This is a genomic window from Brevundimonas sp. TWP2-3-4b2 (assembly GCF_049897345.1).
Classification (GTDB): Bacteria; Pseudomonadota; Alphaproteobacteria; order Caulobacterales; family Caulobacteraceae; genus Brevundimonas.
This window is the reverse complement of record NZ_JAFCWB010000001.1, coordinates 53,048-68,203: the sequence shown is the minus strand read 5'-3', so window position 1 is coordinate 68,203 and position 15,156 is coordinate 53,048. Positions and strand designations below refer to the sequence as shown.

Sequence of the window (15,156 nt, the reverse complement as noted above, 5' to 3'; positions counted from 1 at the left end):
TGACACAAACGTAACTTGCGGACTGGCCGTGTCGGTGACAAGGCTCCTTTACTTTGCGGAGGGGCTCCCATGCTGACGATCGAAAACCTGACCCATGTCTATGGCAACGGCACACGGGCGCTGGACGATGTCAGCCTGACCATCCCCAAGGGCATGTTCGGCCTGCTGGGCCCCAACGGAGCCGGCAAGTCGACGCTCATGCGGTCGATCGCGACCCTGCAGACGCCGACCTCGGGCGTGATCCGCTTCGGCGATATCGACGTGATCAAGGATCCGGAGCAGCTGCGCCGCGTGCTGGGCTATCTGCCCCAGGATTTCGGCGTCTATCCGCGCGTTTCCGCCTACGACATGCTCGACCATATGGCGGTGCTGAAGGGCGTCTCCAACGGCCGTGACCGCAAGCAGACGGTCGAGGCCCTGCTGAACCAGGTCAATCTGTGGCCCGTGCGCGGCAAGGCGCTGGCCGGCTTCTCGGGCGGCATGCGCCAGCGCTTCGGCATCGCCCAGGCCCTGATCGGCAACCCTGAACTGATCATCGTCGACGAGCCGACGGCGGGTCTCGATCCGGAGGAACGCAACCGTTTCCTGAACCTGTTGGCCGAGGTGGGGGAGAACGTCGTCATCATCCTGTCGACCCATATCGTTGAGGACGTGACCGACCTGTGTCCCCGCATGGCGGTGCTGGCGGGCGGCAAGATCCAGCTGGAAGGCGCGCCGATCGAGCTGATGCACACGCTCCATGGCCGGGTCTGGACCCGAACCATCGACAAGGCCGAGCTGCCCGCCTTCAACAAGGCCCACAACGTCATCTCGACCCGCTTGTTCGCGGGCCGCACCGTGGTTCACGTCCTGTCCGACACCCATCCGGGCGACGGGTTCGAACCGGCGCCGGGCGGACTTGAGGATGTCTATCTGGCGACCGTCAACGCCTCGCGCCGCGCGGCCTGAGGGACGGATCATGTTCGCCAGAATCGCCAGTTTCGAATTCCGCTACCAGCTGCGCCAGCCGGCGTTCTGGGTCATCGCCATCGTCTTCGGCCTGCTCGCCTTCGGTGCCGTGGCCAGTCCCAACGTCTCGCTGGGTTCGGGCGGCAATGTGCTCAAGAATGCGCCCTTCTCGCTGGCGATCGCACACATCGTCTTCAACGTCTTCTTCATGCTCGCGACGACGGCGATCGTGGCCAATGTCGTGGCGCGGGACACCCAGACCGGCTTCGGGCCGATGATCCTGTCGACCCGGATCACCAAGGGGGCCTATCTCTACGGCCGCTTCTTCGGGGCCTTCGCGGCCGTGGCGCTGTGCTACATGAGCATCGCCCTCGGCACGCTGCTGGGCACCTTCATGCCCTGGGTCGATCCCGAGACGGTCGGGCCGCTGCGTCCGGGCGACTACGTCTATGCCTATGGCGTCTTCGGCCTGACCGGCCTGTTCCTGACCTCGGCCCTGTTCTTCATGCTGGCGACCGTCACACGGTCGATGATGGCGACCTATATCGGCGTCGTCGCCGTGCTGATCGCCTATCTGGCGTCGACGGGCGTGCTGGGCTCCAAGCCCGAGTTCGAGACCGCCATGGCCTGGGCCGAACCGTTCGGCTCCGGCGCCTATGGTCTGGTCACGAAATACTGGACCGCGGCCGAGCGGAACACGCTGAATGCGCCACTGGAAGGCGTGCTGCTGTGGAACCGGGTGATCTGGACCGCCGTCGGTGCGGTCCTGCTGGCGGCCGCCTATGTGCTGTACCGCCCGTCGCCGCGTGGCGCGAAGCTGAAGAAGCAGGAGCAGCTGAAGGCGCTGGTCGAGAAGGACGTCGTGCTCACCCCCGTCGGTGCCCTGCCGCGCCCGACCTACGGCTTCGCCAGCGGCCTGACCCAGCTCTGGTCGCGCACCGTGTTCGAGACGGTGCTCGTGTTCAAGAGCCCGGCCTATGTTGTGCTGGTGCTGTTGGCCTTCGCCTTCGCCCTGTCGTTCCTGTTTTTCACGGGCGAGATCTACGGAGCGCCGATCCTGTTGGTCACCCGCGTTGTCATCACAGGCCTGACGGGCACCTTTGGCCTGATCTCCATCGTCATTGCCATCTACTACGCCGGCGAACTGGTCTGGCGGGACAGAGATCGCAAGGTTCACGAAATCATCGACGCCTCGTCCACACCCGACTGGACCTTCCTGGTGCCCAAGACCCTGGCCTTGGCAATGGTCCTGATTTCGACCCTTCTGATCGGTGTCCTGGCCGGAATGGTGACCCAGACAATCAAGGGCTACACCGACTTTGAGCTCGGCAAATACCTTGTCTGGTATGTGATCCCCCAGTCGCTGAGCTTCTTGCAACTCGCCGTGCTGGCGATCTTCATCCAGGCCCTCTCACCCAATAAATTCGTCGGCTGGGCCATCATGGTGGTCTATATGATCTCGACCATCGTGTTGTCCAACATCGGCTTCGATCACGTTCTCTATCGCTATGGCGCGGGCATCGGCGTGCCGTTGTCGGACATGAACGGCCGGGGTGATTTCGCCGGTTTCTCGGCCTGGCTGGACGCCTACTGGACCGCCTTCGCCACTATCCTGCTGGTGCTGGCCTACGGCCTGTGGCGGCGGGGCACCGAGCAGCGTCTGTGGCCGCGGCTGAAGCGGCTGCCGCACCGGCTGATGGGGCCGGCGGGCCTGATCGGCGGCACGGCGCTGGCGGTGTTCATCGGTCTCGGCGTCTTCATCTACGCCAACACGAACGTCTGGAACGACTACCGGACGCAGGCTTTACAGGAGAAGGAACAGGCCGCCTATGAGAAGGCGTTGCTGCCCTATGAGGCCACGCCCCAGCCGTCGGTCGCCGACGTGCGGCTGGTTATGGATCTGCGGCCGCATCAGCCGAAGCTGACCACCCGCGGCTCCTATGTGCTGGTCAACAACACCAATGCGCCGCTGGCAGAGGTCCATCTGCGCTGGGGGGACGACCTGGACATGGTGAACCTGACCGTCGAGGGCGCGTCGGTGGCCCGCGAATGGAAGGATTTCGAGTACCGCATCTACCGCTTCACCACGCCGATGCAGCCGGGCGACCGGCGCGATGTCGCCTTTGAGACGGTGCTGGAACAGCGCGGCTTCAAGGCCAGCGGCAACACGACCCGGCTGGTCGACAACGGGACCTTCGTCAACAACATGGAGTTCGCGCCGAGGATCGGCATGAACCGCGACGGACTGCTGACCGACCGAACCAAGCGCCGCAAGGCGGGCCTGCCGGCCGAACTGCGCCCGGCCAGGCTGGAAGACACGTCAGCCCAGGCCCACAACTACATCGGTGCCGACTGGGTGACCGCCGACATCACCGTGTCGACCGACGCCGACCAGACGCTGGTGGCACCCGGTTGGATGGTGTCGGACGTGGTGCGCGACGGTCGCCGGACCAGCCGGTTCGTCACCGAGTCGCCGGTGCTGAACTTCCTCTCGATCCAGTCAGCGCGTTACGAACAGACCCGGCGCATGCACAACGGGGTCGAGATGGTCGTCTTCCATGACGCCCGGCACGGCCGCAACGTGCCGCGGATGCTGGACGCCCTGTCGGCCTCTCTGGACTACTACCAGGCCAATTTCAGCCCCTATCAGTTCAGACAGGCGCGCATTGTCGAGTTCCCGGACTACGCCAGTTTTGCCCAGTCCTATCCCAACACCTTCGCCTGGTCCGAAGGGCTCGGCTTCATCACCGACCTGAGCGATCCGACGAAGATCGACTACGTCACCTATGTCGCCGCGCATGAGTTCGCTCACCAGTGGTGGGCGCACCAGATCGTCGGCTCGAACCAGCAGGGCGCGACCGTCCTGTCCGAGACCCTGGCCCAGTATTCGGCCCTGATGGTCATGGAGAAGAAGTACGGCAAGGATCAGATCCGCCGCTTCCTGAAGCAGGAACTGGACCGCTATCTGCGCTCGCGCGGGACTGAACGGCTGGAGGAACTGCCCCTGATGCGGGTCGAGAACCAGCAGTATATCCACTACCAGAAGGGCGGCCTGGTGATGTACCTGCTGCGCGACCAGATCGGCGAGGAGGCGGTCAACCGCGCCCTGCGCCGGGTGCTGGCGCAGTATGCCTTCAAGGGGGCTCCCTATCCGCGCTCGCTGGACCTGGTCGCGGCCATCCGGGCCGAGGCTCCCGCCGACAAACAGGCCCTGATCACCGATCTGTTCGAGAAGATCGCCCTGTACGACGTCAAGACCACCGGCGTGACCGCGAAGAAGCGCGCCGACGGCCGCTGGGACGTCACGGTCACGGTCGACGCGCGCAAGCTCTACGTCGACGGCAAGGGGGTCGAGACCCCCGCGCCGCTGAACGAGACTTTCGACATCGGCATGTTCATGGCCGAGCCGGGCAAGGGAGCCTTCAACGCCCGTGACGTGGTCCTGCTCGAGCGCCGGCCGATCCGGTCGGGCGTGCAGACGCTGCGGTTCATCACAGCGCGTGAGCCGAAATTCGCCGGCGTCGATCCCTACAACAAGTGGATCGACCGCAACTCGGACGACAATGTGAAGGCGGTGGGCCAGGGCTGATCCCTGCGACATCCGGTAATGCCCTTAGTCCCAACTTAACGTTGACTTCATGGCTGGGGGCGTCTGCTGCGTCCTGAGGTAGGCCAGCGTATGCATCAGAATTTTCTGGGCTTTGACGAGGCGCTCGACCGTACGGCGGTAGAGACCCGAAAGCAGGCGGGCGTTCGCGCCGCAATCGGGGTCGTCGTTCTCCTGTCCGGGCTGACGGCCATTCCGCTGCCGGAACTGCTGGTCTGGGCCGCCATGTTTGTGACGGGCGATCTGACCTTGTGGATCGCGACTGACCCGGCGAACCAGCGAAGGCGACCGGTCTTCTTCAGGAGTCTGAGGCTGGCCGCGACCTTTCTGTCGACGTGTGCATGGGTAACCATCGGCGCACTGTGGTGGATGTCGCCTGGCGAATACGCCAAGGCGGTCGGGGTCGGCTTTATCGCCGGCGTGCTGCTTTATGTCGTGCGAGGCTGTCACCGTTCGCTGGCCCAGCTGCTGGTGTCCGGCCTTCCGCCCGTCTTCGCCCTTCTGATCCTTCCGCTCATCGGCGGCTTCACGATCGCCAAGACGGGCCTTGTCGCCTCGCTCGCGTTGCTGGTCATGTATGCCGTCAGTTCCGCGATCAACGCCTGGAGTGCCTATCGCCGGCTGCAGCGGACGACGCTGGAACTGGTCCAGAAGCAGCAGGAAGCCGAAGCGGCCAGCATCGCCAAGAGCGAATTCCTCGCCAATATGAGCCACGAGATTCGCACGCCGCTGAATGGCGTGCTGGCGATGGCGGATGTGCTGCACCGCGCGGACCTTCCGCCTCGCGAGAAAGAAGCCGCCGGCTTGATCTGTACCTCCGGCGAGATGCTTGAGCGGCTGTTGTCCGACGTTCTCGACCTCGCCAAGGTCGAGGCGGGCCAGATGACGCTTGAGGCCGCGCCTTTCAGCGCCGCCGACCTGACCCGCAGCGTCGTGGCCCTGTGCCGGATGCGGGCCGAGGAAAAGCACGTCGGCATGGCGATCGAGATCGACCCCTGCGCCGAGGGTCTTTATCTGGGCGACACCGTGCGCGTGCGGCAGGTGCTGAACAATCTGGTGTCCAATGCGGTGAAATTCACCAGCGGGGGCGAGGTTCACGTCCGGCTGGGGGTCAGTTCCGGTGGCGCGCTGCGGTTCACGGTTTCGGATACGGGGGTCGGCTTTGACCCTGCGATGAAGGCGCGTCTTTTCGATCGGTTCGAGCAGGCGGACGGGTCTATCACGCGCCGTTTCGGCGGCAGCGGTCTGGGTCTGGCCATCTCGCGCAAGCTGGTGGAGATGATGGACGGGACGCTGGACTGCGACAGCACGCCCGGCCTCGGGGCCCGATTCTGGTTCGAACTGCCTTTGTCTCGTGTAGCCCCGTCCGAACCGGCCGTGGTCACCCCGACCGAGGTCTCGTCGGAGGCTGTGCGGACGCGTGACCTTCGCCTGCTGGTCGCTGACGACCATCCGACCAATCTGAAGGTGGTCGAGATCATTCTGGCTGGAAGCTGCGTGGCGGTGACGGCCGTGACCGACGGTCAGCAGGCCGTGGCGGCCCATGCGCGGCAGGCATTCGACCTGATCCTGATGGACATGCAGATGCCCGTGATGGACGGGCTGACGGCCGTCAGTCTGATCCGGGCTGCAGAGGCGGCGGCGGGGAGGCACCGGACACCGATCATCATGCTGACCGCCAACGCCGCGCCCGAGCATGTCGCGGCGGGCCTGGCGGCGGGCGCGGACCGGCATATGACCAAGCCGATATCACCCGTCGTTCTGTTGTCTGCCATCGCCGGGATGACAGCGATTGCGGCCGAACGTCCGGTTGGTGCTGTGCGCCAGGAGCGCGCGGCCTGACCTAACGCGTCCCGAACAACCGGTCGCCGGCGTCGCCCAGTCCCGGCACGATATAGCCGTGGTCGTTCAGCCGCTCGTCCACCGCCGCCGTCCAGATCGGCACGTCGGGGTGCCAGCCGCGCAGGCGCTCGAGACCCTCGGGCGAGGCGACCAGACAGACGAAGCGGATATTGGTGACTCCGCGCTCCTTGAGCCGTTCGATGGCGGCGACGGCGGTGTTGCCGGTGGCTAGCATGGGGTCGATGACGACGCAGAGGCGCTCGGCGACGTCGTCGGGCGCGCGGAAATAATATTCGACGGCGTCCAGCGTCTCGGGTTCGCGGTACAGGCCGATGTGGCCCACGCGGGCCGAGGGGACCAGCTCCAGCATCCCCTCGACCAGCCCCAGACCGGCGCGGAGGATGGGGACGAAGACCAGCTTCTTGCCGGCGATGCGCTGGCCGGTGGTCGGGCCGACCGGGGTCTCGACCGGATAGTCCTCCAGCGGAAGGTCGCGGGTGACCTCGTAGCAGAGCAGGGTCGAGATCTCGCGCAGGAGCTGCCGGAAGCGGGCGGTCGAGGTGTCCTTGGCCCGCATGATGCTGAGCTTGTGGGCGACCAGCGGGTGGGTGACGACGGTGACGCCGTTCATCTTGAAGGCAGTGTTCGGCATCAGAATACGGTCCCGTCGGAGAGGATGGTCAGGGGCGGCCCACCGCCCTCACGTCGTTCGGCCGCGGCGCGGCGGCCGGCCGCCCAGGTGCCGCCCTCCAGCACGCTGGCCAGGGGCATGGCTTCGGCGGTGACGCCCAGTTCGGCGCGGACCAGCGGCGCGATCCGGTCGAGCAGGGCGACCGTCATGGCGCGCCAGCCGACCACCAGCGGATCGGAGACGGGCCACGGTTTGGCGGCGTCGGCCGGGTCCTTCAGCGTCAGCACGCCGAGGTCCATGAACAAGCCACCGTTGCGGTATTCGGCCAGGCCGGTCAGGCCGTCGAGACCGGTCACCTGCACGCCCGCGGTCTGTAGCGGCTCGACCAGCGAATAGCTGAGCCATTGGGACAGTTTGTGGATCGGAACGAGGCCGTCGGTGGAATCGGAGCGCTTGATCGCGGGATGCCGCCAGCAGTCGCCGAGATCGACGCCCCCCAGGTTCAGCCGGTCGCGCCAGACGGGTCCGAGGGCTTCGAGCAGCACCTCGAGGATCACGGGGGCGGGCAGGCGGTCGTGTTCGTCGGCCCGGTCGACCATGGCATCGAACAGTCCGCCGGGCCGGGGCTCGTCCTCCAGGGCGAAGAGGTCGGGTTCGGCCAGGCAGGCCTGACCCAGACGACGCAGCAGGGCGGTGCGGCCCTCAAGCCCGACCAGCGGATTCTTCGGCGTGACCTGAAAGCCTTTGGCCAGAACATCAGCGGTCAGGAAGGTGAGAGCCACGGCATCGACCCGCCAGGGATCGTCCTCGGTGACCGAGAACGCTCCGGCCTCGAACATGCGCAGGGAGGCGATGGCAAGACCCTCTGACCGGGTCAGGGTGCGGCCGGTGCGGGCGTCGCGGTAGGACCAGCCGGGCCCGGCCCCGGCATCCAGCAGGACGGAGACGATGGCCAGGTCGAACTCGGTCCGGGCCCGCGAGGCGGGATCGAGCCAAGCGCGGGCCTCGGCGACCGGGCCCCAAAAATCGAGGCCGTCGATCGCGAAATGCCGCCAGCGGGCGTGGAAGGGCACGGCCAGGGTCGGATACTGGTCGCGGATCACGGCGGCGACGTAGCGCGCGGTCTCCGGCAGGCGGTCGAGGTCGACGCGCCAATGGTCGAGGCCGTCGGCGACCCCGATCTCGAGCATCTCATGGGCGCGTTCGCGGACGGCGGCGGCGTTGAGCAGGCTGTGCGCCTGCTGCGTCTCAGAACTGCTCAAGGTCGCGGCCTACCACGCGGGTCAGGTCCTCGGCCGACGGCGGAGCGTCGGGGGTGAAATAGCCGGCGGCCTTCTTGGCCTCCATCTCGACCGAGGCGTCGGGCGGGACGAGGTAATCCGGGATCGGCACGCGCTCGCCGATCTCTATGCCCGAGGCGGTCAGGGCGTCGTGCTTCATGTTGGACATCGACACGAAGCGGTCGATTTTCGTGATCCCCAGCCAGTGCAGGATGTCCGGCATCAGCTGCTGGAAGCGCGCGTCCTGCACGCCGGCGACGCATTCCGTGCGCTCGAAATAGGTCGCCGCCTGGTCGCCGCCGGGCTGACGCTTGCGGGCGTTGTAGACGAGGAATTTCGTCACCTCGCCGAGGGCCCGGCCCTCCTTGCGGTTATAGGCGATCAGGCCGGCCCCGCCGTTCTGGGCCTCGCGGATGCACTCCTCGATGCCGTGGGTCAGATAGGGGCGGCAGGTACAGATGTCCGAGCCGAACACGTCCGAGCCGTTGCACTCATCATGGACGCGGCAGGTCAGGCGGCGGTTCGGGTCGGCGATCGCGGCCGGGTCGCCGAAGATGTAGAGGGTGATCCCCCCGATCGGCGGCAGGAAGACCTTGATGTCCGGCCGGGTGACGAGGTCGGCGTACATGCCGCCAGTCTGTTCGAACAGGGTGCGGCGCAGGGCGGTCTCGGTGACGCCAAAGCGTTCGGCGATGCCGGGCAGGTACCAGACCGGATCGATGGCGGCCTTGGTCACGGCGACGTCGCCGCTGTCATGCACGATCTGGCCGTCGACCTTGAGCCGGCCTGCGGCGATGGCCTCGCCGATCTCGCCCAGCTGCAGGCGGGCGCGGGTGACGGCGATGGTCGGCCGGATGTCGACGCCCTCAGCCAGTTCGTCGGCGAAATCCTCGGCGACGCGCGCGCCCCAGGGGTCCAGCGAGACGATCTTCGACGCATCGGTCCACTGCGGGAACGGCCCCATCGGCGTGGTCGGGGCGGTATTGGTCAGGTCGGGCCGGTTGTTGGCGGCCATGGCACCCGAAGACACCGCCAGCGCGCGATAGACCGAATAGGCCCCGCCGTGGGCACCGATGGCGTTGCGGTCGCTGCCGGAGTTGACCGTGCCGATGACGGGCCCGCGTTCCTTCGCGGTGGCGGCACCCCATTCGATCGGGAAGCGGCTGACGGTGCCCGCGCCGGGGTGTGAGTTAAGCCGGATATGGCTCGGTCGGTTGGACATGGTTCCTCACTTGAAACCGGCTTGTTGTTTTTCTTGCGCCGGACTCGTCAGGACACACCCGGTCGCGGGTTCTGTCCAGCCCTGAGATCGCGCTCTCCCTCCCATGAAGGGGAGGGAGGGGGTTTGCCTGGCGCATGACTGTTCGCCGGCTGTTTCCAGACGGTGCGGGGAGGGCGCGGAGCGGCCGGGCCTCGCCCGGTGCTGTTGTAGAGTTACCGTTTCGACGAAGCAGACCGCTCCGCGCAGTCGTTTTCCACGGGCTCTCCGGTGGGGGCCCTGTTCGGACCTGGCCGGATCATCGCCCGGTCCATTGCTGGACCGGACGCGGGACGAACTTCACACCCGGTGGCGGATCGATTCGCTCCTGAAGCCCGCGGCGAGCAGGCGGACGCCATCCATCGACGCCCGCAAGGACCCCCGGCCTATCCTTCCCCCGGGCTTCATCGCTCGACCACAGCCCGCCGCCATCGAGGAACGTGGATCCGACGCCCTCCCCACCGACGGGATGGGGGAATTATGGGGCGGGGCCTTCCTGCGGCGGGGAAATGACGCTGCGGGTTGGGGGAAGCGACGCGGAGTCAAAGGGTTGGGTTCGGAAACTTGTCTGGCTGGCGGCGGATTGCCGGCATTGTCTCCTCCCCGTTCGCGACGCTCATGGGGAGGAGACGGTAAGAGCTGCCCGAGCATGCCTGCCCGCTCCGCCGTTTGACTGCGGCGCTGCGACCCTCGGCCCGATTGACGTTTCGGCCCCGGTCACCGCTGATCGCCCGATGACAGCTATTGAGCAATCCGCCGTGGTGATCGGTGCCTCGGGCGGGATCGGCGCGGCGATTTCAGGCGCGCTGCAGGCGTCCGGCCGCTACGCCATGGTTCACGCCTTGTCGCGAGCGGGCACAGGCTTCGACCTTGAGGACGAGGCGTCTATCGCCGCCGCCGCCGCCCGCGTGGCCGACGGCCCGGTGCCGACGCTGGTGTTCGTCGCCACCGGCGTGCTGCATCACGGGTTCGAGCCCGAGCGCGGCTATCGCGCCCTGACAGCGGATCACATGCTGCGCGACTATCGGATCAACACCGTGGGCCCTGCGCTGGTGGCCAAGCATTTCCTGCCCCTCGCCCCGCGCGACCGGCGGGTGGTGTTTGCGGCCCTGTCCGCGCGGGTCGGGTCGATCGGCGACAATCGACTGGGTGGCTGGCACAGTTATCGGGCGTCCAAGGCGGCGCTGAACATGGTGCTGCGCAATCTGGCCGTGGAACTGGGGCGCACCCATCCGCAGGCGGTCGTCGCCGGCCTGCATCCGGGCACGGTGGATACGGGCCTCAGCGCCCCGTTCCAGAAGGGTGTGAAGCCGGACAAGCTGTTCACCGCCGACTATTCCGCGGACCGGCTGCTGGCCGTGATCGACGGCCTGGCACCCGCCGACAGCGGCGGTGTGTTCGCCTGGGACGGGCAGCGCATCCCGGAGTGAGGCCGCTCTCCCGCCACCGTCCTCGGGCTTGACCCGAGGATCAGAGGCACCGTCGCTGAGCGGCGGGCGCGCCCCCGAGGCCCCAGGGCCGCCTTCGTTCATCTTAGCGTCCGTATGGTCCGATCCTCGGGTCAAGCCCGAGGATGACGGGCGAAGAGAGTCTTGACTCCCTCATACAGTATGCGGCATACACTGTGTGTCACACACTATGTGAGACGCAGGGAGCCAGCATGAGCCTTGATCCGGACCTGTATGAATCCATGCGACTTGAGCTGCGGCGCGGGTCGCTGGTGCTGGCGGTGCTCGCCTGTCTGAGGACCGAGCGCTACGGCTACACCCTGCGTCAGGCGCTGGCGGCCGACGGGCTGGAGATGGAGGAATCGACCCTCTATCCGCTGCTGCGCCGGCTGGAGAGCCAAGGCCTTCTGGATAGCGAATGGCGCGAGGAGGAGAAGCGCAAGAAGCGCTTCTACGTCCTGTCGCCCGGGGGCGTCTCGATGCTGGCCGCCCTGACCGACGAGTGGCGGGGCATCAACGCCTCGCTCGACAAGATTCTCTGAAATTCTGGCTGAAGGGGAAAAGCCATGGACCTGATCGATCGCTATCTGAACGCCGTCGCCGCGCAACTGCCGCAGGACGAACGGGCCGACATCACAGCCGAGTTGCGCGACCTCATCCTGAGCCGGTTCGAGGCGAAGGAAGAGGACCTGGGCCGCGCCCTGACCGAGGACGAGCAGGAGGTGATCCTGCGCGAGATCGGCCATCCGCTCGTCGTGGCCGCCCGCTATCGCAAGGGCCCGGACTCGCTGGTCGGGCCGGAGCTGTTTCCCTACTGGATGTTCGGCGTGAAGGCGGGACTGATGGTGCTGGGGGTGGTCTATGCCTTGGGACTGGTCGTTCGGATCGTCAGCGGGTCCGACAATTTTGGTCAGGATATCGCCCAGGCGTTTCACGGCTTCTTCGGCGCGGGCCTGACGCTGATCGGCGTGGCGACCCTGGCGGCGGCCATCTTTGAGCATCAGGGCATCCGGCCGGCGTGGATGACCCAGTGGCGGGTGAAGGATCTGGGCGCTTTCGGCCTGGCCGATCCGGCGGCCTGGGGGGCCTCGATGACGGGGAGAGAGACGACGCCGGTGGCGAAGGCCTCGTGGATGCCGAAGCCGCGGGCGAAGGGCTGGCCCGGCGGGGAGTATCTGTTCTCCTTCCTCGCCGTCGGCATGTTTGTGCTGTGGTGGATCGGGGTGCTGCATTTCCCCGGCCTGGTGTCGCTCGAACTGCGCGGCGAGGACGCGGTGGTCAGCGGGGCGCCCATCTGGTCGATCCTGTTCGGGCCGATCCTGCTCTACGCCTTCGCCCAGATGGCCATCGACCTGGCCAGCCTGGTTCGGCCCTATGCGGTCCGGGCGCGGGCAGCGGCCCAGATCGTCGTCGCCGGCGCGGGCCTGTGGCTGACCTTGGTCATCTTTGAAGCCGGGCACTGGTTCACGCTCACTCGCGGCGAGGAGACGGCACGGATCGCCGGCGACTGGACGATGCTGGACTTCTACACCCTGCGGACCCTCGGCGACGGCGCGCGCGATCTCGCGGGCATCGCCGGCACCCTGTCGGTGGTGCTGGTCTGGGTGCTGGCCTTCTCGGCACTGAGCCTGGCGTTCAAGATCCTCGCCAACCTGTGGAGGCTGGCGCGGGGAATGTAAGTCGGCCGCGGTCAGAAGGCTCTGCCTTCTCGATCCGACGCGGCCCGACGGCCATGTCCGAAAACCGCGAGACTTCCATGACCGCAGCGGTCATTCTGCGGTCATGGAAAACGCTGGCGAGCTCGATCAGGAGGCCTGTTACCGCGCGGTGCTGACCCGTGACCCGCGGTTCGACGGGCGGTTCTTCGGCTGTGTGAAGACCACCGGCATCTACTGTCGTCCCGTCTGCCCGGCCCGGACACCGAAGCGCGAGAACATGGTCTTCGTCGTCACGGCGGCGGCGGCCGAGGAGGCGGGGTTCCGCGCCTGTCTGCGCTGCCGGCCCGAGACCGCCCCCGACATGGGGGCCTGGCGGGGCACCTCGAATACGGTCAGCCGGGCGCTAGCGCTGATCGAGGCGGGTGCGCTGGATAGCCACTCTGAATTTGGGGGCGACGTCGACGGACTGGCCGCGCGGCTGGGCGTCGGAGAGCGACACCTGCGCCGGCTGTTCCGGCAGCACCTCGGGGCGGCACCGGTCAGCGTGGCCCAGACCCGGCGGGTTCTGCTGGCCAAGGCCCTGATCCACCAGACCGACCTGTCGATGGCGCAGGTGGCCCTGGCCTCGGGTTTCGGCAGCGTGCGTCGGTTCAACGAGACGTTTCAGGCCCTGTACGACCGGCCACCGTCGGCCCTGCGCCGACGCGGCGAGCGGGTGCACGCGGGCGGGGTTCGCCTGAGCCTGCCGTATCGCCCGCCCTATGACTGGGCGGCGATGCTGGCGGCGCTGACCGATCGGGGGGACGCGGTTGATGGACAGCGGTGGTCGCGGGTGTTGCGCAAGGACGCCGACGGCGCGGACGGCTCTGTCACGGTGGAGCCGGCGGAGGTCGGGCGGGTCTCGGTCTGCGTTGAGGCGGACGACCTCAAGGCGCTGCCCGGCGTGCTGGCGCGGGTGCGGCGGGTGTTCGACCTGTCGGCGGACCCGGAGGCTATCGGGCGCGACCTGTCGGCCGATCCGGTCCTCAAGCCGCTGGTCGCGGCGCGACCGGGGCTGAGGCTGCCGGGCGCCTGGATCGACGACGGGGCGGAGGCACCGAACGACCGACTGAACGATGAAACCCTCGCTGTCCGCGCCGAAGCCTGGTGCCCGTGGCGGGCCTATGGGGCGCTGCATCTCGCAATGGCGGGGATCAGCGGCGAAGACCTGAGACAGATGGAGAGCGACGATGCGAAACGCGCAGCCTGAAACCCTGAGTCTCGACCGGGTCGCCACGCCGGTGGGCGAGGTGCTGCTGGTGACCGACGGCGAGGGGGCCGTACGGGCGCTGGACTTCGCTGACTATGAAGCGCGGATGACGCGGTTGCTGGGCCGACATGCGCCGGGCGCGAGGGTCGTCGAAGGGCGGGCTCCGGTGACGGTGCGGCGCGCGGTCGAGGCCTGGTTCGGCGGCGACCTGACCGCGCTCGACGGATTGACGGTCAGGACCGGCGGCACGGAGTTCCAGCGCACGGTATGGAAGGCGCTGCGGGCCATTCCGGCCGGCGAGACCCGAACCTATGGCCAGCTGGCGGCGGCGATCGGTTCGCCGAAGGCGGTGCGCGCTGCGGGCCTGGCGAACGGTCAGAACCCCGTCGCCGTCATCGTGCCCTGCCATCGGGTGATCGGAGCCAACGGTGCGTTGACCGGCTATGCGGGCGGGCTGGAGCGCAAGCGCTGGCTGCTGGACCACGAGCGCCGCGTCTGAGGGTCCGAGGTCAGAATTTGTAGTTCAGCCCCAGCTGGATCACGGGAAACAGGCCATAGCCTTCGGTCTCGTCCGTGATCCGTTGTGACTCGTCCCGCAGTCGGGCCTGGAAGGTCGGGTCGTTGGACAGGCTGCCGCCGGTCGAGCGCAGGGCCACCTCGGGCTTGTCGCTCAGGGCGACGCCGGCGATGGCACGAAAGCCCCAGCGTCCGCGGCGGTAGAAGGTGTCGTCCCATCCCAGGCCGACGAAGGGTGCCACGTCGCGCAGCTTGATCGTCCCGTTCAACGTTCCGACCTGGCCGGGGGTAAAGGTCGCGCCGCCGATCTCGACCGGTGCAGTGGGCGTTGCGTTCAGGCCGATGTCCCGGTCGCCGAGATAGGCTCCCCCCGAGATCAACAGGCCATTCCCCAAGGGGTGCATGTCGATGAAGGCCCCGACGGTGTCGAAGGCCAGGTCCGCGTTGTAGTCGACGCCGTCATAGCTCCGGTCGACGCTATACGTCAGCCGGTCCAGAGAGCCGCGAAGCGTGAAGATGGATCCGGCCTTGATCTGGACATCCAGACCGACGCCGGCCGTGCCGGCCGTCGCGCCGATGGCGACGCCCGGTTCGGACTGCGCCAGTGCCGCGCCGGAGGACAGGGCAAGGGTGGTCGCCGCGAGGACGGACGGGAGCAGGCGCATGCGAGGGTCTCCAGCAAGGGCGTCGCATCCCTTTCAGCCCTGTTCTGGTTAAGA

Annotated in this window: 12 protein-coding genes; 8 read left to right on the top strand and 4 right to left on the bottom strand. The window is 67.3% G+C overall.

Annotation, left to right across the window (positions count from 1 at the left end):
* Window positions 1–69 precede the first annotated feature (69 nt).
* The 3 genes from ACP7AS_RS00325 (at window position 70) to ACP7AS_RS00315 (ending at window position 6,397) form a co-directional block, all read left to right on the top strand.
* The gene (locus ACP7AS_RS00325; protein ID WP_426026833.1) at window positions 70–948 is read left to right on the top strand and encodes an ABC transporter ATP-binding protein; all 879 of its coding nucleotides are present in this window, start codon (window positions 70–72) and stop codon (window positions 946–948) included.
* A 10-nt stretch (window positions 949–958) separates the two neighbouring features.
* Window positions 959–4,537: an ABC transporter permease/M1 family aminopeptidase gene (locus tag ACP7AS_RS00320; RefSeq protein ID WP_426026832.1), complete on the top strand. Its 3,579-nt coding sequence runs from the start codon at window positions 959–961 to the stop codon at window positions 4,535–4,537.
* Between the two features lie 90 nt (window positions 4,538–4,627).
* Window positions 4,628–6,397, top strand: coding sequence for an ATP-binding protein (locus ACP7AS_RS00315; protein ID WP_426026831.1), 1,770 nt, complete (start codon window positions 4,628–4,630; stop codon window positions 6,395–6,397).
* Between the two features lies 1 nt (window position 6,398).
* On the opposite strand, the gene upp is transcribed toward ACP7AS_RS00315, so the two are convergent.
* Genes upp through ACP7AS_RS00300 form a run of 3 tightly spaced genes read right to left on the bottom strand, consistent with a single transcriptional unit; the run spans window position 6,399 to window position 9,530 of the window.
* A complete protein-coding gene (gene upp, locus ACP7AS_RS00310) occupies window positions 6,399–7,028 on the bottom strand; it encodes a uracil phosphoribosyltransferase (RefSeq protein WP_426027484.1) in 630 nt (209 codons plus the stop codon).
* A 20-nt stretch (window positions 7,029–7,048) separates the two neighbouring features.
* Window positions 7,049–8,290 carry a URC4/urg3 family protein gene (locus tag ACP7AS_RS00305; RefSeq protein ID WP_426026830.1) on the bottom strand — a complete coding sequence of 414 codons (1,242 nt, stop codon included), beginning with the start codon at window positions 8,288–8,290 and terminating at the stop codon, window positions 7,049–7,051.
* Window positions 8,277–9,530 carry a GTP cyclohydrolase II gene (locus ACP7AS_RS00300; protein WP_426026829.1) on the bottom strand — a complete coding sequence of 418 codons (1,254 nt, stop codon included), beginning with the start codon at window positions 9,528–9,530 and terminating at the stop codon, window positions 8,277–8,279. The genes ACP7AS_RS00305 and ACP7AS_RS00300 overlap by 14 nt, the downstream gene beginning before the upstream one ends.
* Before the next feature lie 770 nt (window positions 9,531–10,300).
* Here ACP7AS_RS00300 and ACP7AS_RS00295 point away from each other — a divergent pair.
* The 5 genes from ACP7AS_RS00295 (at window position 10,301) to ACP7AS_RS00275 (ending at window position 14,420) form a co-directional block, all read left to right on the top strand.
* Window positions 10,301–10,996 carry an SDR family NAD(P)-dependent oxidoreductase gene (locus ACP7AS_RS00295; protein ID WP_426026828.1) on the top strand — a complete coding sequence of 232 codons (696 nt, stop codon included), beginning with the start codon at window positions 10,301–10,303 and terminating at the stop codon, window positions 10,994–10,996.
* Between the two features lie 230 nt (window positions 10,997–11,226).
* Complete coding sequence (locus ACP7AS_RS00290; protein WP_426026827.1) at window positions 11,227–11,556, top strand: PadR family transcriptional regulator; 330 nt, start codon at window positions 11,227–11,229, stop codon at window positions 11,554–11,556.
* 24 nt (window positions 11,557–11,580) lie between these two features.
* Window positions 11,581–12,693: a hypothetical protein gene (locus ACP7AS_RS00285; protein WP_426026826.1), complete on the top strand. Its 1,113-nt coding sequence runs from the start codon at window positions 11,581–11,583 to the stop codon at window positions 12,691–12,693.
* A gap of 103 nt (window positions 12,694–12,796) precedes the next feature.
* Window positions 12,797–13,921: a bifunctional transcriptional activator/DNA repair enzyme AdaA gene (locus tag ACP7AS_RS00280; protein ID WP_426026825.1), complete on the top strand. Its 1,125-nt coding sequence runs from the start codon at window positions 12,797–12,799 to the stop codon at window positions 13,919–13,921.
* Entirely contained in the window at window positions 13,902–14,420 is a 519-nt protein-coding gene (locus ACP7AS_RS00275; protein WP_426026824.1) for a methylated-DNA--[protein]-cysteine S-methyltransferase, read from the top strand. The genes ACP7AS_RS00280 and ACP7AS_RS00275 overlap by 20 nt, the downstream gene beginning before the upstream one ends.
* 10 nt (window positions 14,421–14,430) lie before the next feature.
* Here ACP7AS_RS00275 and ACP7AS_RS00270 read toward each other — a convergent pair whose 3' ends face one another.
* Window positions 14,431–15,102 carry a hypothetical protein gene (locus ACP7AS_RS00270; RefSeq protein ID WP_426026823.1) on the bottom strand — a complete coding sequence of 224 codons (672 nt, stop codon included), beginning with the start codon at window positions 15,100–15,102 and terminating at the stop codon, window positions 14,431–14,433.
* Between the last annotated feature and the right edge of the window lie 54 nt (window positions 15,103–15,156).